Genomic DNA, 16018 nt, shown 5'->3' with positions numbered 1-16018 from the left:
TCTCGCCGCCCGCGTCCCGGCTCGCCCAAAAACCCGATGCTGCGCTGCGCCACTCCTGTACAATTCGCCGTGTTTCAACCGTTCCCAGCCAGAGCCTCCGCCATGTCCGAGCCCATCGACCTCTCGCAGATCGCCCCCACGCTGAAAGCAGGAATCCTCGCCGAAGCGCTGCCGTACATCCGCCGTTACCACGGCAAGACCATCGTCATCAAATACGGCGGCAACGCGATGACGGAAGAGCGGCTCAAGCAGGGCTTCGCGCGCGACGTGATCCTGCTGAAGCTGGTCGGCATCAATCCGGTGATCGTCCACGGCGGCGGCCCGCAGATCGATCAGGCGCTGAAGAAGATCGGCAAGGCCGGCACCTTCATCCAGGGCATGCGCGTCACCGACGAAGAGACGATGGAAGTCGTCGAATGGGTGCTGGGCGGCGAAGTGCAGCAGGACATCGTGACGCTGATCAACCACTTCGGCGGCCACGCGGTGGGCCTGACGGGCAAGGACGGCGGCCTGATCCACGCGCGCAAGCTGCTGATGCCGGACCGCGACAACCCGGGCCAGTACATCGACATCGGCCAGGTCGGCGAAGTCGAGGCGATCAACCCGGCGGTCGTGAAGGCGCTGCAGGACGACGCGTTCATCCCGGTGATCTCGCCGATCGGCTTCGGCGAGGACGGTCTCTCGTACAACATCAACGCAGATCTCGTCGCGGGCAAGCTCGCCACCGTGCTGAACGCCGAGAAGCTGCTGATGATGACCAACATCCCGGGCGTGATGGACAAGGACGGCAACCTGCTGACCGATCTGTCCGCGCGCGAGATCGACGCGCTGTTCGAGGACGGCACGATCTCCGGCGGCATGCTGCCGAAGATCTCGTCGGCGCTCGACGCCGCGAAGAGCGGCGTGAAGTCGGTACACATCGTCGACGGCCGGATCGAGCATTCGGTGCTGCTGGAAATCCTGACCGAGCAGCCGTTCGGCACGATGATCCGCTCGCATTGAGCGCACGCCGCAAGCCCTCTCCGCCCGACCTGCCGGCCCCGCTGCGGCGCCGGCGCATCTCGCGCAGCCGGCCGCGCGCCGGCGCGCCCGTCTGGCTGTTCGATCTCGACAACACGCTGCACCACGCATCGCACGCGATCTTTCCCGAGATCAACCGTGCGATGACGCAGTACATCATCGACGCGCTGCAGGTCGAGCGCGCCGAAGCCGACCGCCTGCGCAACGGCTACACGCGGCGCTACGGCGCCGCGCTCCTCGGCCTCACGCGCCATCACCCGATCGACCCGAACGATTTCCTGCGGGCCGTCCACACGTTTTCCGACCTGCCCGCGATGGTGCGCGCCGAGCGCGGCCTGGCACGGATCGTCGCCGCGCTGCCGGGCCGCAAGCTGGTGCTGACCAACGCGCCGGAGAACTATGCGCGCGCGGTGCTGCGCGAGCTGCGCATCGAGCGGCTGTTCGAACGGGTGATCGCGATCGAGCACATGCGCGACCGCCGCGCGTGGCGCGCGAAGCCCGATCACACGATGCTGCGCCGGACGCTGCGCGCCGCGCATGCGCGGCTGTCCGACGCGATCCTCGTCGAAGATACGCGCGACCACCTGAAGCGCTACAAGCGTCTCGGCATCGGCACGGTATGGATCACCGGCCACCTGCCCGGCCATCTGCCGGGCACCGGACGCCCGCATTATGTCGACCAGCGCATTCGTTCGTTAAAATCGCTGCGACTGGGCACACGATCGGGGCGACAAAAATGCAGCCGACTTACCCGCAGGACCAAGCCGTAACGGAAGGCCAGGCCACACCCTCGCGCCCACGCCCGAAGCCGGGCGAGCGGCGCGTGATGATCCTGCAGACGCTCGCGGCGATGCTCGAGACGCCGAAGCCCGAGAAAATCACGACCGCCGCGCTCGCGGCCCGGCTCGACGTGTCGGAAGCCGCGCTGTACCGGCATTTCACCAGCAAGGCGAAGATGTACGAGGGGCTGATCGAGTTCATCGAGCAGTCGCTGTTTGGCCTCGTCAACCAGATCGTCGCGAAGGAGCCGAACGGCGTGCTGCAGGCGCGCACGATCGCGCTGACGATGCTCAATTTCGCCGCGAAGAACCCGGGGATGACGCGCGTGCTGACGGGCGAAGCGCTGGTCGGCGAGGACGAGCGGCTCACCGAGCGCGTGAACCAGCTGCTCGACCGCATCGAGGCAACCGTCAAGCAATGCCTGCGCGTCGCGCGCACCGAGGCGAATGCGCCGCAGGACAGCGCGGCGCCATTCGTGCTGCCGGCCGACTACGATCCCGCCGCGCGCGCGAGCCTGCTCGTCAGCTATGTGATCGGCAGGTGGCACCGCTTCGCAAAGGGCGGCTTCCAGAAACCGCCCGGCGAGCAGGCCGATGCGCATCTGCGGCTGATCCTGCAGTAGCGCGACGCTGACGGCACGCCCCGAAATCCGCGTTCCGCGATTTCCGCTATACTTTGCCGACCTGCCGCCCCTCGGGCGGCAGTCGGAAGCGCGCCGATTTGCTGACTCGATTGCGGGCGCGCGAACCGGCCGGGGCCTTGATTTGTCTTGGTCCCGGCGGTTCACTACAAATGCGGCTAAAGAGGTCGTCAGCCGCGCATCTCCGACTCCGCGCCTCGCCGACACCATTTAGCCGCCCTGTCACAAGGCATAAGGCGGAACGAATGGAATCGATCGGCATCGTCGCTCCACAGACCATGCATTTCGCCGAACCGCTGCGCTTGCAAAGCGGCAGCGTGATCGGCAACTATCAGCTCGTCGTCGAGACGTACGGCGAGCTCAACGCCGCGCGCTCGAACGCGGTGCTCGTCTGCCACGCGCTCAACGCGTCGCATCACGTCGCCGGCGTCTACGCGGACGACCCGCGCAGCACCGGCTGGTGGGACAACATGGTCGGCCCCGGCAAGCCGCTCGACACCAACCGCTTCTTCGTGATCGGCGTGAACAACCTCGGCTCGTGCTTCGGCTCGACCGGCCCGATGAGCATCGATCCGTCGACCGGCAAGCCGTACGGCGCGCGCTATCCGGTCGTCACCGTCGAGGACTGGGTGCACGCGCAGGCGCGCGTCGCCGACGCGTTCGGCATCGAGCGCTTCGCGGCCGTGATGGGCGGCAGCCTCGGCGGGATGCAGGCGCTCGCGTGGAGCCTGATGTATCCGGAGCGCGTCGCCCACTGCATCGACATCGCGTCCACGCCGAAACTGTCCGCGCAGAACATCGCGTTCAACGAGGTCGCGCGCTCGGCGATCCTGTCCGATCCCGATTTCCACGGCGGCGACTATTACGCGCACGGCGTGAAGCCGAGGCGCGGACTGCGCGTCGCGCGGATGATCGGCCACATCACGTACCTGTCCGACGACGACATGGCCGAGAAATTCGGCCGCGCGCTGCGTCGCGCCGACGGCGCGCTCGACGCGTACAACTTCAGCTTCGACGTCGAATTCGAGGTCGAGTCGTACCTGCGCTACCAGGGCGACAAGTTCGCCGACTACTTCGACGCGAACACGTACCTGCTGATCACGCGCGCGCTCGATTACTTCGACCCGGCGAAGGCGTTCGACGGCAACCTGAAGGCCGCGCTCGCGCACACGCAGGCGAAATACCTGATCGCGAGCTTCTCGACCGACTGGCGCTTCGCGCCCGCGCGTTCGCGCGAGATCGTGAAGGCGCTGCTCGACAACAAGCGCACGGTCAGCTACGCGGAAATCGATGCGCCGCACGGTCACGACGCGTTCCTGCTCGACGACGCGCGCTATCACAACCTGATCCGCGCGTACTACGAACGAATCGCCAACGAGGTGGGCGTATGAACCAGCAAGCGCTGAATTCCCTGTCCGCGCGCGCGGACTTCCGCACGATCGCGCGCTGGGTCGAACCGCGCTCGACGGTGCTCGACCTCGGCTGCGGCGACGGCTCGCTGCTCGCGCTGCTGATGGAAGAACTGGACGTGACCGGCTACGGGATCGAGCTGAACGACGCGGGCGTGCTCGCGAGCGCGAAGAACGGCATCAACGTGATCCAGCAGAACCTGGAAGACGGCCTGCGCCTGTTCGAGGACCACAGCTTCGACATCGCGATCCTGTCGCAGACTTTGCAGACGATTCACCAGACGGCCGCGATCCTGCGCGAGACCGCGCGGGTCGGGCGCGAATGCATCGTGTCGTTCCCGAATTTCGGCTACTGGCCGCACCGGTTGTCGGTGCTGAACGGCCGGATGCCGGTGTCGAAATCGCTGCCCTACCAGTGGCACAACACGCCGAACGTCCGGGTGCTGACGATCGAGGATTTCGAGGCACTCGCGCCCGAAGTCGGCGTGACGATCCTCGACCGCGTCGTGCTGCACGAAGGCCAGCCGATTCGATGGGGAGCGAACTGGCGTGGTAGTCTTGCTGTCTATCGCGTCAAGCGCAGCTGAGCCGGGGAGCCGTTGACGGAAGACCCGGTCGCACGCCGTGCGGCCGCCCCACCTGCGCCGTTCGCGCCGCCTGCGCTGCCGCCGCAATCAGTCAACGCTACCCAGTTCCAGTCCATGTCGAAAACGCCACACGAGGCGCCCGCACTCACCGCTCACGAGGATCACCCCGGCTGGCGAGCCTATCTGAACACGCACATGCTGATCTGCGTGTTCCTCGGCTTCACGTCCGGCCTGCCCCTCTTCACGCTCGTCTACCTCGTGCAGGCATGGCTGCGCTCCGAGGGCGTGAACCTGAAGGAAATCGGCCTGTTCGCGCTGATCCAGTTCCCGTATACGTGGAAGTTCCTGTGGGCGCCGCTGATGGACCGCTACATCCCGCGCCTGCCCGGCTGGCGGCCGGGCCGCCGGCGCGGCTGGATGCTGCTCACGCAGGTGCTGGTCGCCGGCGCGATCGCCGCGCTCGGCTTCGTGTCCCCGCGCGACTCGATCTGGACGGTGGCCGCGCTCACGACGCTCGTCGCATTCTTCGGCGCAAGCTCCGACATCGTGATCGACGCGTACCGCCGCGAATTGCTGCGCGACACCGAACAGGGCCTCGGCAACGCGGTGCACGTGAACGCGTACAAGCTCGCCGCGCTGATCCCCGGCTCGCTGGCGCTGATCCTGTCCGACCACATGCCGTGGGACGTCGTGTTCGCGCTCACCGGCGCATTCATGCTGCCGGGCATCCTGATGACGCTGCTCGTGCGCGAGCCCGAAGTGGTCGGCACGCCGCCGCGCAACCTGCGCGATGCGATCGTGCTGCCGTTCCGCGAATTCATCCAGCGCGACGGCTGGGCCGGCGCGCTGCTCGTCATCGCGTTCATCTTCCTGTTCAAGATCGGCGACACGATGGCCACCACGCTGTCGACCTCGTTCTTCCTCGACATCGGCTTCACGCGCACCGAGATCGGCATCGTCGCGAAAACCACCGCGCTCGTCGCGAGCGTCGCCGGCGGCATCATCGGCGGCGTCTGGCTCGTGAAGATCGGCATCGGCCGCGGGCTGTGGATCTTCGGCGCGCTGCAGATGGTGTCGACGCTCGGCTTCGCGTGGCTCGCGCAGCTCGGCCCCGGTTCGCCGGTGCTCGCGGTGCTCTACGACTTCACCGTTTCGACGAGCCACGCGATCGCAGCGGGGCTGTCGGTGTTCGGCATCGCCGTCACGCCGCAATTCAGCCCGATGACGGTCGCGCTCGCGCTCGTCTACGGTGTCGAAACCTTCACGACCGGCCTGACGATGGCCGCGTTCGTCGCGTATATCGCCAGCACGACCGACCCGCGCTATACGGCCACGCAGTTCGCGCTGTTCACGAGCCTCGCGTCGGTGCCGCGCACGCTCGCGTCGGCCGCGAGCGGTTTCGTCGTCGCGAAGATCGGCTGGTTCGACTACTTCCTGGTGTGCACCGCACTCGCGATTCCCGGGATGCTGCTGCTGTTCAAGATCGCGCCGTGGAACGGTACCGCACGCAACGGCGAGGCCAGCCGTGCGCAGTGACCGCCTGCACCGCGTCGCGCGCGTGGCGGCCTCGCTGAGCGTCGGTGCCGCGGCATTCGCCGCGGGGTTCGCGCACGCGGCCGACGCCGGCGCGACTGCCACGGGCTCCGCGCCGGCCGCGGCGCAGGCAACGCCATCCACGCCGGCGACTTCCGCCGCACCGGCCCCGCCGTCCGCCGCCGAAGCCGCACAGCCGAGCGGCGCCGCCGTGCCGGCGAAGGCCTATACGCCGACGTCGCAGCAGGTCCGCTACGGCAATGCGATCGCGTTCCGCACGCTGATCCCGTCGCCGCTGCTCGAGCAGCTCACCGCGAACGAATACGCGCAGATCGTGCAGGCGGCCGCCGACAGCAACCGCCTGTTGCCCGCGAACCAGCCGCGCGTGAAGCGCCTGCGCGCGATCGTCGCGAAGCTCGCGCCGTATTCGGTGAAGTGGAACGACCGCGTGAAGAGCTGGGCGTGGGACGTCAACGTGATCCGCTCGCGCGACATCCGTCTGACCTGCCTGCCGGGCGGCAAGGTGCTCGTGTACGGCGGCATGCTCGACCGCGTCCGCCTGAGCGACGACGAGTTCGGCGTGCTGCTCGCGCACGGCATCGCGCACGCGCTGCGCGAACACGCGCGCAGCAACTTCAGTGAGACCTCGCAGACGTCGTTGCGCGCGGCCACGCTGCCGCCGCTGTTCGGCGTCGGCGATCCGCTGCCGCAGGCACTGAACCTCGGGGAGCGTCTGCAGGCGCTCCACTACGACCCGACCGACGAGACCGAAGCCGACGTGATCGGCGGCGACATCGCCGCACGCGCGGGCTTCGATCCGCGCGCGGCGATCACGCTGTGGGACAAGCTCGCGGTCGCGACGCGCGCGAACAAGGCGACGGGCTTCATCTACACGCACCCGTACAGCACCGCGCGGCGCCAGGATCTGCTGAACCGCCTGCCGGACCTGATGCCGCTGTACGCGAAGGCGATCGGAAAGCGCGTCGACACGCTGCCCGACTACGCGGGCATCAACGCGCAACGACGCAAGGTCGTGCGGCGCTGAGCGCCGCGCGTGGCCGTCCGCTACGCGTCCACGTCCGCCGCAGCCGGACGAACACCGCTCTCGCGCATCCAGCGCACCTCGTCGCCCGGACTGCGGCCGAACAGCCGCTTGAACTCGCGGCTGAACTGCGACGCGCTCGCATAGCCGACGCGCGCGGCCGCCGTGCCGGCGCCGACCCCGTCCTGCACCATCATCAACCGCGCCTGATGCAGCCGCGCGGCCTTCACGTACTGCATCGGCGACGTCGCCGTCACGTGCTTGAACTGCGCGTGGAACACCGCGAGGCTCATCCCGGCCTCGCGCGCGAGCGTCTCGACGTCGAGATCGGTCTTCAGCTCCGCATGAATGCGCCGCAGCGCCTTCGCGATGCGGCCGAAGTGATGCTGCTGGACCAGCGCCGCGCGGATCGCGTCGCCCTGCGCGCCGGTCAGCACGCGGTACGCGATCTCGCGCATGATCGCCGGCCCCAGCACGCGTGTGTCGTGCGGCGATGCAAGCGCTTCGAGCAGCCGCACGACCGCGTCGGCCAGCGGCGCGTCGAGCGGCGTCGAATAGACGCCGCGCGGTTCGCAGGCGGCCGCGCCGAGCGTCTCGTCGAGCAGGATCGCGAGCTCGGCGATCACCGCGAGATCCACGCGGATCGAGATCGCGAGAAACGGCTCGTCCATGCTCGCGAAGGTCTCGCATTCGAACGGCAGCGGCACCGACAGCACCAGATACTGCTGCGCGTCGTACACGAACGAGCGCTCGCCGAGATAGCCGAGCTTGCGCCCCTGGCACACGACGATGATGCTCGGTTCGTACAGCACGGGCATGCGCGGCGCGGGACGGTTCACGCGGAAGAAGCGCACGCCGTCGAGCGCCGCGAGCGTGTCGCCCTCGTTCGGCGCGAGGCGCGTATGCAGTTCGATCATGCGGCGCTGCACGCGATCGCCCGCGTCGTCAAAAAGGGGCTGGAAGCTCATCGGCGTGGTCCTGTCCGGCAAGAGAATCTGGCTCGCAATGTAGCACCTTGAATGCGTTTTGACGGCTGTTCGCGTGCAATTCGAGAGGAATAGGCAAATCTTCCAGACCTTCGTGTATTTCGCCGCGGCGCCGCGCTCCTTACGATGACGTCCTGCCTCGCCGCATCGCCACATGATGCGACGGCAGTCTGTTTCGCCGGATCTTTTTCCGGACAAGGAGCCCATTGCATGAGCACAACCTATGCCTACGCGGCGACCGATTCGCAGTCGCCGCTCGCCCCGTTCGAATTCCAGCGTCGCGCGCTGCGCGACCTCGACGTCCAGATCGACGTCCTCTACTGCGGCGTCTGCCACTCGGATCTTCACCAGGCCCGCAACGAATGGCGCAACACGATCTATCCGGTCGTGCCGGGCCATGAAATCGTCGGCCGCGTGACCGCGACCGGCCCGCAGGTGTCGCGCTTCAAGGTCGGCGAGCTGGTCGGCGTCGGCTGCCTCGTCGATTCGTGCCGCACCTGCCCGAGCTGCGCCGACGGCCTCGAGCAGTATTGCGAAAACGGCTTCGTCGGCACCTACAACGGCCAGGACCGCGTGACGGGCGACGTCACGTACGGCGGCTATTCGACGCAGCTCGTCGTCGACGAGGCGTTCGTGCTGCGCGTGCCCGAGACGCTCGACCCGGCCGGCGCCGCGCCGCTGTTGTGCGCGGGGATCACGACCTACTCGCCGCTGCGCCAGTGGAACGTCGGTCCCGGCAAGAAGGTCGGCATCGTCGGTCTCGGCGGCCTCGGCCACATGGGCGTGAAGCTGGCGCGCGCGATGGGCGCGCACGTCGTGCTGTTCACGACGTCGCCGTCGAAGATCGAGGACGGCAAGCGCGTCGGCGCGCACGAAGTCGTGATCTCGAAGGACGAAGCGCAGATGAACGCGCACCTGAACAGCTTCGACTTCATCCTGAACACGGTTGCCGCGCAGCACGACCTGAACCCGTTCCTGCACCTGCTGAAACGCGACGGCACGATGACGCTGGTCGGCGCACCGGAGCACGACCATCCGTCGCCGCAGGTGTTCAACCTGATCTTCAAGCGCCGCCGCCTCGCGGGCTCGCTGATCGGCGGGATCGCCGAAACGCAGGAAATGCTCGACTTCTGCGCGGAGCACGGGATCACGTCGGATATCGAAACGATTCCGATGCAGCAGATCAACGCGGCCTACGAGCGGATGCTGAAGAGCGACGTGAAGTACCGGTTCGTGGTGGACATGGCATCGATCAAGCAGTAAGCGCCGCCGGACGGCAGGCACGATCGCCGCGCCGAAACGAAACGAAGCAAAACGGGCCGCATGTTCGACATGCGGCCCGTTTTGCATCCGGCGATCCGGCAATGCGACACCGGCGCCGCACGCGATGCGCGGCGGCCGGGATTACTTCTTGTAGTCGTAGTCGATCGTCAGCGGTGCATGATCGCTGAACTTGATGTCCTTGAAGATCGACGTGCTTTTCGCGGTGCCGGCCACGCCGGGCGTCGCGATCTGGTAATCGATCCGCCACCCGACGTTCTTCGCGTACGCCTGGCCGCGGTTGCTCCACCACGTGTACTGCTCGGCGCGCGGGTCGAGCGTGCGGAACACGTCCACATAGCCGACATCGTCGAACAGCTTCGTGAGCCACTCGCGCTCTTCCGGCAGGCAGCCCGAATTCTTCTGGTTGCTCTTCCAGTTCTTGATGTCGATTTCCTTGTGGACGATGTTCACGTCGCCGCACAGGATCACCTCGCGCTTCTTCTTCAGCGCGGCGAGGTGCGGCATGAACTCGTCCATGAAGCGGTACTTCGCCTGCTGGCGCTCTTCGCCGCTCGAGCCGGACGGCACGTACACCGACACGACCGACAGCTTGCCGTAGCGCGCCTCGACGTAGCGCCCTTCGGAATCGAATTCGCTGCTGCCGAAGCCGATGATCACGTCATCGGGCTCGTGGCGGCTGTACACGCCCGCGCCGCTGTAGCCCTTCTTCTCGGCGTGGTGGAAATAGCTCCTGAAGCCGTGCGGCTCGACGAATTCGGCCGGCAGGTCGTCGGCCGATACCTTGATTTCCTGCACGCACACGCAATCGGCGTTCTGTTCGCCGAGCCACTCGAAGAAGCCCTTCTTCGCGGCGGAGCGGATGCCGTTCAGGTTGGCGGTAATCACTCGCATCATGTCGGGTTCCGTTGTTCAGTTCAGTTCAGTTCGATGTGTTCCACAAGGTCGCAGCCTAGCGGATCTTCACGCCTTCGAGCTCGGGCTTCGGCGGCGGGAATTCCAGCTTCATGTCGGTCATCGCGCGCAGCAGCAGCTCGGCGATCATCACGTTGCGGTGCGTCTTCGAGTTCGCCGGAATCACGTACCACGGCGCATGCTCGGCCGACGTCGCGGCGAGCGCGTCGCGGTAGGCCGACTGGTACGCGTCCCAGTGCTTGCGTGCGTCGAGATCGGAGATGTCGAACTTCCAGTGCTTGGCGGGATCGTCGATACGCGCCTGCAGCCGCTCGCGCTGCTCGTCCTTCGAGATGTGCAGGAAGCACTTGATGATCGTCGTGCCGTTCTCGACCAGCATCGTCTCGAAATCGCGGATCTGCCGGTAGCGGCGCTCGCATTCCTTGGCGTCGATCAGGTCGAGCACGCGCGGCACGAGCACGTCTTCGTAGTGACTGCGGTTGAAGATCGCGAGCTCGCCCGCGGCCGGCACCTGCACGTGCACGCGCCACAGGAAGTCGTGCGCGGCCTCGATCGGCGTCGGCGCCTTGAACGACACGACGCGCAGGCCGAGCGGATCGACGTCGCGGAACACCGCGCGCACGGTGCCGTCCTTGCCGCTGGTATCCATTCCCTGCAGCACGAGCAGCACGCGCTTCTTCTGCTGCGTGTGCAGGCGCTCCTGCTGCATGTCGAGTTCGGTCGACACGGCCGACAGCCGTTCGCGGTCGGCCTCCTTCGAACCGGACGAGAACGGCTTCGCGGCCGGGTCGAACGCATCGAGCTTGAATGCGGCGGCTTCCTTCTCGCGCGTGCTGGTCGGCACGCGGAAATCGTCGAGCGACGGTTGTTTCGCCATTCGTTCCTCCGTTGGACGGTATGTGGTGCATACGATAACGCACCCACCAACGCAACGGGCCGCCCCGAACTGATTCGGGGCGGCCCGTCGTCAAGCGCGGTTCAGGCGCGCGATCATGCTCAGCCGAGCTTCTTCTTCAGCAGTTCGTTGACCTGCTGCGGGTTGGCCTTGCCCTTCGTCGCCTTCATCGCCTGGCCGATCAGCGCGTTGAACGCCTTTTCCTTGCCCGCGCGGAATTCCTCGACCGACTTCGCGTTCGCCGCGAGCACCTCGTCGATGATCGCTTCCAGCGCGCCGGTGTCGGAGATCTGCTTCAGCCCCTTCGCGTCGATGATGCGGTCGGCCGCGCCTTCGTCGGTCGCCTTCTCGTCCCAGATCGCCGCGAAGATTTCCTTCGCGATCTTGTTCGAGATCGTGCCGTCCGCGATGCGCTGCAGCACGAGCGCGAGTTGCGCGGCCGACACGGGAATCGCGTCGATCTCGATGCCGTCGCGGTTCAGTTGCGACGACACGTCGCCCATCAGCCAGTTCGCGACGATCTTCGCATTCGCCGCGCCGGCCTTCGCGACCACGGATTCGAAGTACGCGGCCATCGCCTTGCTCGACGTCAGCACGCCCGCGTCGTACGCGGACACGCCGTACTGCTCGACGATGCGCTGCTGCATCGCGGCCGGCAGCTCGGGCATCCCGGACTGCACGCGCTCGACCCAGTCCCGGCCGATCACGAGCGGCATCAGGTCGGGGTCGGGGAAATAACGGTAATCGTGCGCGTCTTCCTTGCTGCGCATCGACCGCGTCTCGCGCTTGTCCGGATCGTAGAGGCGCGTTTCCTGCACGACTTCGCCGCCGTCCTCGATCAGCTCGATCTGGCGACGCACTTCGTAGTTGATCGCTTCCTCGAGGAACCGGAACGAGTTCAGGTTCTTGATTTCCGCGCGCGTGCCGAACTTCTCCTGGCCGACCGGGCGCACCGACACGTTCGCGTCGCAGCGGAACGAGCCTTCCTGCATGTTGCCGTCGCAGATGCCGAGCCACACGACGAGCGCGTGCAGCGCCTTCGCATAGGCGACGGCCTCGGCCGCACTGCGCATTTCCGGCTCGGTGACGATCTCGAGCAGCGGCGTGCCCGCGCGGTTCAGGTCGATCCCCGTCATCCCGGCGAAGTCTTCATGCAGCGACTTGCCGGCGTCTTCCTCGAGGTGCGCGCGGGTCAGGTTGACCGTCTTCTCGTACGCTGCCTTGCCGGCCTTTTCATTGGCGGGCACCTGGATCGTGATCGTGCCGCCCTGTACGACCGGGATCTCGTACTGGCTGATCTGATAGCCCTTCGGCAGATCGGGGTAGAAGTAATTCTTGCGCGCGAAGATGCTGCGCGGCGCGATGGTCGAGCCGATCGCGAGGCCGAAGCGGATCGCCCGCTCGACCGCGCCGCGGTTCAGCACCGGCAGCACGCCCGGCAGCGCCAGGTCGACCGGGCACGCCTGCGTGTTCGGCTCGGCGCCGAACTGCGTCGGCGCGCCGGAGAAAATCTTCGAGACGGTCGACAGTTGCGCGTGCGTCTCGAGACCGATGACGACTTCCCATTGAGTAGCCATATGCTTACACCCCTGCCGGAACTTGCTTGTGCCAGTCGGTTGCGCGCTGGAACGCGTCGGCGACCTGAAGCATCCGGGCTTCGTTGAAATAGTTGCCGATGATCTGCAGGCCGACCGGGCGCTTCGCGTTCGCGCCCGCGCCGAAGCCGCACGGCACGCTCATGCCGGGCAGGCCGGCGAGGCTCACCGACAGCGTGTAGATATCCGCGAGATACATCTGCACCGGATCGTCGCCCTTCGCGCCGAGATCCCATGCGACCGTCGGCGATGCCGGGCCCATGATCACGTCGCAGGACTTGAACGCTTCCTGGAAGTCGTTCGCGATGATGCGGCGGATCTTCTGCGCCTGCAGGTAGTACGCGTCGTAGTAGCCGTGCGACAGCACGTACGCGCCGACCAGAATCCGGCGCTTCACCTCGGGGCCGAAGCCTTCGGCGCGCGACTTCTTGTACATGTCGAGCAGGTCGCCGTACTGCGCGGCGCGATGGCCGAAGCGCACGCCGTCGAAACGCGACAGGTTCGACGATGCTTCAGCCGGCGCGATCACGTAGTACACGGGGATCGACAGTTCCGTCTTCGGCAGCGACACGGGCACGAGCGTCGCGCCGAGCGCTTCATACTGCTTGAGTGCCGCGTCGATCGCCGCGCGCACGTCATCGGCAAGGCCGTCGCCGAAATATTCGTTCGGCAAGCCGATGCGCAGGCCCGCGAGCGGCTTGCCCGCATCGTTGCCGGCCGCCCACGGCTGGCCGAGGTGGCGCGTGAAATCCTCATCGTCGCGCTCGAGGCTCGTCGAGTCGCGCTCGTCGAAGCCGGCCATCCCGTTCAGCAGCAGCGCGCAGTCGGACGCGCTCTGCGCCATCGGGCCGCCCTGGTCGAGCGACGACGCGAACGCGATCATCCCGTAGCGCGACACGCGGCCGTAGGTCGGCTTGATGCCGGTCACGCCCGCGAACGATGCGGGCTGGCGGATCGAGCCGCCGGTGTCGGTGCCGGTCGCGGCCGGCGCGAGGCGCGCGGCGACGGCGGCCGAGCTGCCGCCCGAGCTGCCGCCCGGCACCGCGTTCGTGTCCCACGGGTTCTTCACCGCGCCGAACGCCGAATTCTCGTTCGACGAGCCCATCGCGAACTCGTCCATGTTGGTCTTGCCGAGCGTGACCATGCCGGCCGCCTGCAGGCGGGCGACGACGGTCGCATCGAACGGGCTCTCGTAGTTCGCGAGCATCTTCGAGCCGGCGGTCGAGCGCCAGCCGCGCGTGACGAAGACATCCTTGTGCGCGATCGGCAGGCCGGTGAGCGCGCCGCCCGAGCCGCGCGCGAGCTCGGCGTCGGCGGCTTTCGCCTGCGCGAGGGTCAGATCGGCGTCGACGTGGACGAATGCATTCAGGTCGTGCGCGGCGTCGATCCGTTTCAGGTAGTGCTGTGCGAGCTCGACGGCCGAGCATTCCTTGGCGGCGAGCGCGGCGCGCAGTTCGGTCAGGCTTTTTGCGTGCATTGAGTGGTTTTCCTGGGAATTCTGGGTGGCGCGCGGCGCAAGCCGGCCGGCGCGCTTGTCATCGAATGCTTACTCGATCACCTTCGGCACGAGATAGAGGCCGTCCTGGACGGCCGGCGCCGGACGCTGGTTGTCGTCGCGATTGACGACTTCCGTCACGGCGTCGTCGCGCAGGCGCTGCGCGACTTCCTGGATCTGTTCGATCGGGTGGGCAAGCGGCGCGATGCCGGCGGTGTTGACCGCCTGCATCTGCTCGACGAGGCCGAAGAATTCATTGAGCTGGCCGAGCATGTGCTCGGCGTCGGCGTCGGCCATTTCGAGTCGCGCCAGGTGCGCGATGCGTTTCACATCGGTCAGGGTCAGGGCCATGCGATCACCGGAAAAAACAAGGCTGCGCGGCGCATCAAAAGCAGCACCGCGGCGGGGGGTTGGAGGGTGCGATCCCACCCTCAAAAATCGGGGCCGAAGCGGCAAAAATACCACCCGTTTCGATTCAAATACCGTGAAATTATAAGGTATCATTACGCGTTCGACCCAAACCCGGCAGCCTTTTCCCGCACCGTTTCGCCCTGTTTGGGCAAGCCGTGCGTGCTTCGTGCGATCCCCGGTAGACATCACTCGCAGCTTCGTGCGCCGCGGCGGCCGCTTCCGCCACGCTTCCCGAGGCTGTTATTTTTTCCGCTGCCGCCCTCAGCGCTCGCTATGCAGGGCCGGCCCAGAGCGAAACAGGATTCTGAATGTTCGGTTTTTTGCGCAGCTACTTCTCCAACGATCTCGCGATCGACCTCGGCACCGCAAACACCCTGATCTACATGCGCGGCAAGGGCATCGTGCTCGATGAACCGTCCGTCGTGTCGATCCGCCAGGAAGGCGGCCCCAACGGCAAGAAAACGATCCAGGCGGTCGGCAAGGAAGCCAAGCAGATGCTCGGCAAGGTGCCGGGCAACATCGAGGCGATCCGCCCGATGAAGGACGGCGTGATCGCCGACTTCACCGTCACCGAGCAGATGATCAAGCAGTTCATCAAGACGGCGCACGAGTCGCGCATGTTCTCGCCGTCGCCGCGCATCATCATCTGCGTGCCGTGCGGCTCGACCCAGGTCGAGCGCCGCGCGATCAAGGAAGCCGCGCACGGCGCCGGCGCATCGCAGGTCTACCTGATCGAGGAGCCGATGGCGGCCGCGATCGGTGCGGGCCTGCCGGTGTCGGAAGCCACCGGCTCGATGGTCGTCGACATCGGCGGCGGCACGACGGAAGTCGGCGTGATCTCGCTCGGCGGCATCGTGTACAAGGGCTCGGTGCGCGTCGGCGGCGACAAGTTCGACGAGGCGATCGTCAACTACATCCGCCGCAACTACGGGATGCTGATCGGCGAGCAGACCGCCGAGGCGATCAAGAAGGAAATCGGCTCCGCGTTCCCGGGCTCCGAAGTCAAGGAAATGGAAGTGAAGGGCCGCAACCTGTCGGAAGGTATTCCGCGCAGCTTCACGATCTCCAGCAACGAAATCCTCGAAGCGCTGACCGATCCGCTGAACCAGATCGTGTCGTCGGTGAAGATCGCGCTCGAACAGACGCCGCCGGAACTCGGCGCCGACATCGCAGAACGCGGGATGATGCTGACGGGCGGCGGTGCGCTGCTGCGCGACCTCGACCGCCTGCTCGCGGAAGAAACCGGCCTGCCGGTGCTCGTCGCGGAAGATCCGCTCACCTGCGTCGTACGCGGTTCGGGCATGGCGCTCGAGCGCATGGACAAGCTGGGCAGCATCTTCTCGTACGAGTGATCGTCTAGGCAGTTCCTTGACATGACGCACCCGCGGCGTGGCCGGATCGCTCGTTTAGAACGAACCGCCGCGCCGTT

15 protein-coding genes are annotated in these 16018 nt (G+C 66.6%); 9 read left to right on the top strand and 6 right to left on the bottom strand.

Annotation, left to right across the window (positions count from 1 at the left end; genetic code table 11):
* Positions 1-102: 102 nt before the first annotated feature.
* The 7 genes from argB (at position 103) to BFF94_RS23920 (ending at position 7014) form a co-directional block, all read left to right on the top strand.
* Positions 103-1002, top strand: coding sequence for an acetylglutamate kinase (argB, locus tag BFF94_RS23950; protein ID WP_128845684.1), 900 nt, complete (start codon positions 103-105; stop codon positions 1000-1002).
* Entirely contained in the window at positions 999-1790 is a 792-nt protein-coding gene (locus tag BFF94_RS23945; RefSeq protein ID WP_128845681.1) for a pyrimidine 5'-nucleotidase, read from the top strand. The genes argB and BFF94_RS23945 overlap by 4 nt, the downstream gene beginning before the upstream one ends.
* Positions 1757-2422, top strand: a complete 666-nt coding sequence (slmA, locus tag BFF94_RS23940; protein ID WP_128845678.1) for a nucleoid occlusion factor SlmA — start codon at positions 1757-1759, stop codon at positions 2420-2422. Before BFF94_RS23945 ends, slmA begins: the two co-directional genes overlap by 34 nt.
* 263 nt (positions 2423-2685) lie before the next feature.
* Positions 2686-3831: a homoserine O-succinyltransferase MetX gene (gene metX / locus BFF94_RS23935; protein WP_128845675.1), complete on the top strand. Its 1146-nt coding sequence runs from the start codon at positions 2686-2688 to the stop codon at positions 3829-3831.
* Positions 3828-4436 carry a methionine biosynthesis protein MetW gene (gene metW, locus BFF94_RS23930; protein ID WP_006755281.1) on the top strand — a complete coding sequence of 203 codons (609 nt, stop codon included), beginning with the start codon at positions 3828-3830 and terminating at the stop codon, positions 4434-4436. Before metX ends, metW begins: the two co-directional genes overlap by 4 nt.
* 114 nt (positions 4437-4550) lie before the next feature.
* Complete coding sequence (locus tag BFF94_RS23925; RefSeq protein ID WP_128845673.1) at positions 4551-5972, top strand: AmpG family muropeptide MFS transporter; 1422 nt, start codon at positions 4551-4553, stop codon at positions 5970-5972.
* Positions 5962-7014, top strand: a complete 1053-nt coding sequence (locus BFF94_RS23920) for a M48 family metallopeptidase (protein WP_219139926.1) — start codon at positions 5962-5964, stop codon at positions 7012-7014. Before BFF94_RS23925 ends, BFF94_RS23920 begins: the two co-directional genes overlap by 11 nt.
* 20 nt (positions 7015-7034) lie before the next feature.
* Here the strand turns inward: BFF94_RS23920 and BFF94_RS23915 are convergent, their stop codons facing one another.
* Entirely contained in the window at positions 7035-7979 is a 945-nt protein-coding gene (locus BFF94_RS23915) for an AraC family transcriptional regulator (RefSeq protein WP_128844690.1), read from the bottom strand.
* Between the two features lie 228 nt (positions 7980-8207).
* Between BFF94_RS23915 and BFF94_RS23910 the strand changes: the two genes are divergently transcribed.
* Positions 8208-9260, top strand: coding sequence for an NAD(P)-dependent alcohol dehydrogenase (locus tag BFF94_RS23910; protein WP_069746735.1), 1053 nt, complete (start codon positions 8208-8210; stop codon positions 9258-9260).
* Positions 9261-9401: 141 nt separating this feature from the next.
* Here BFF94_RS23910 and BFF94_RS23905 read toward each other — a convergent pair whose 3' ends face one another.
* The 5 genes from BFF94_RS23905 to gatC all read right to left on the bottom strand — a co-directional run bounded on the left by BFF94_RS23905 (position 9402) and on the right by gatC (position 14529).
* Positions 9402-10175: an exodeoxyribonuclease III gene (locus BFF94_RS23905; protein ID WP_128844692.1), complete on the bottom strand. Its 774-nt coding sequence runs from the start codon at positions 10173-10175 to the stop codon at positions 9402-9404.
* A 55-nt stretch (positions 10176-10230) separates the two neighbouring features.
* Positions 10231-11070, bottom strand: a complete 840-nt coding sequence (locus tag BFF94_RS23900; protein ID WP_128844694.1) for a polyphosphate kinase 2 family protein — start codon at positions 11068-11070, stop codon at positions 10231-10233.
* A gap of 119 nt (positions 11071-11189) precedes the next feature.
* Entirely contained in the window at positions 11190-12665 is a 1476-nt protein-coding gene (gatB, locus tag BFF94_RS23895) for an Asp-tRNA(Asn)/Glu-tRNA(Gln) amidotransferase subunit GatB (RefSeq protein WP_128844697.1), read from the bottom strand.
* A 4-nt stretch (positions 12666-12669) separates the two neighbouring features.
* Positions 12670-14160, bottom strand: coding sequence for an Asp-tRNA(Asn)/Glu-tRNA(Gln) amidotransferase subunit GatA (gene gatA, locus BFF94_RS23890; RefSeq protein ID WP_219139925.1), 1491 nt, complete (start codon positions 14158-14160; stop codon positions 12670-12672).
* A 69-nt stretch (positions 14161-14229) separates the two neighbouring features.
* Positions 14230-14529 (bottom strand): Asp-tRNA(Asn)/Glu-tRNA(Gln) amidotransferase subunit GatC, encoded by a 300-nt coding sequence (gatC, locus tag BFF94_RS23885; RefSeq protein WP_128845951.1) that lies wholly within the window; start codon positions 14527-14529, stop codon positions 14230-14232.
* Positions 14530-14897: 368 nt separating this feature from the next.
* Here gatC and BFF94_RS23880 point away from each other — a divergent pair, with 368 nt between their 5' ends.
* The gene (locus BFF94_RS23880) at positions 14898-15941 is read left to right on the top strand and encodes a rod shape-determining protein (RefSeq protein ID WP_004189550.1); all 1044 of its coding nucleotides are present in this window, start codon (positions 14898-14900) and stop codon (positions 15939-15941) included.
* Positions 15942-16018: the final 77 nt, after the last annotated feature.

Origin of the sequence: Burkholderia catarinensis, from assembly GCF_001883705.2 — a bacterium.
Taxonomy (GTDB): domain Bacteria; phylum Pseudomonadota; class Gammaproteobacteria; order Burkholderiales; family Burkholderiaceae; genus Burkholderia; species Burkholderia catarinensis.
Note: the sequence above shows the minus strand (reverse complement) of the source record. Positions and strands in the feature narration are given on the sequence as shown.

What these genes read in the sequence shown, in the direction of transcription:
- argB (WP_128845684.1), top strand. Translation starts at nt 103, where the DNA reads ATGTCCGAGCCCATCGACCTCTCGCAGATCGCCCCCACGCTGAAAGCA.
- BFF94_RS23925 (WP_128845673.1), top strand. Translation starts at nt 4,551, where the DNA reads ATGTCGAAAACGCCACACGAGGCGCCCGCACTCACCGCTCACGAGGAT.
- metW (WP_006755281.1), top strand. Translation starts at nt 3,828, where the DNA reads ATGAACCAGCAAGCGCTGAATTCCCTGTCCGCGCGCGCGGACTTCCGC.
- BFF94_RS23915 (WP_128844690.1), bottom strand. Translation starts at nt 7,979, where the DNA reads ATGAGCTTCCAGCCCCTTTTTGACGACGCGGGCGATCGCGTGCAGCGC.
- gatB (WP_128844697.1), bottom strand. Translation starts at nt 12,665, where the DNA reads ATGGCTACTCAATGGGAAGTCGTCATCGGTCTCGAGACGCACGCGCAA.
- BFF94_RS23880 (WP_004189550.1), top strand. Translation starts at nt 14,898, where the DNA reads ATGTTCGGTTTTTTGCGCAGCTACTTCTCCAACGATCTCGCGATCGAC.
- BFF94_RS23910 (WP_069746735.1), top strand. Translation starts at nt 8,208, where the DNA reads ATGAGCACAACCTATGCCTACGCGGCGACCGATTCGCAGTCGCCGCTC.
- metX (WP_128845675.1), top strand. Translation starts at nt 2,686, where the DNA reads ATGGAATCGATCGGCATCGTCGCTCCACAGACCATGCATTTCGCCGAA.
- gatA (WP_219139925.1), bottom strand. Translation starts at nt 14,160, where the DNA reads ATGCACGCAAAAAGCCTGACCGAACTGCGCGCCGCGCTCGCCGCCAAG.
- BFF94_RS23900 (WP_128844694.1), bottom strand. Translation starts at nt 11,070, where the DNA reads ATGGCGAAACAACCGTCGCTCGACGATTTCCGCGTGCCGACCAGCACG.
- BFF94_RS23905 (WP_128844692.1), bottom strand. Translation starts at nt 10,175, where the DNA reads ATGATGCGAGTGATTACCGCCAACCTGAACGGCATCCGCTCCGCCGCG.
- gatC (WP_128845951.1), bottom strand. Translation starts at nt 14,529, where the DNA reads ATGGCCCTGACCCTGACCGATGTGAAACGCATCGCGCACCTGGCGCGA.
- slmA (WP_128845678.1), top strand. Translation starts at nt 1,757, where the DNA reads ATGCAGCCGACTTACCCGCAGGACCAAGCCGTAACGGAAGGCCAGGCC.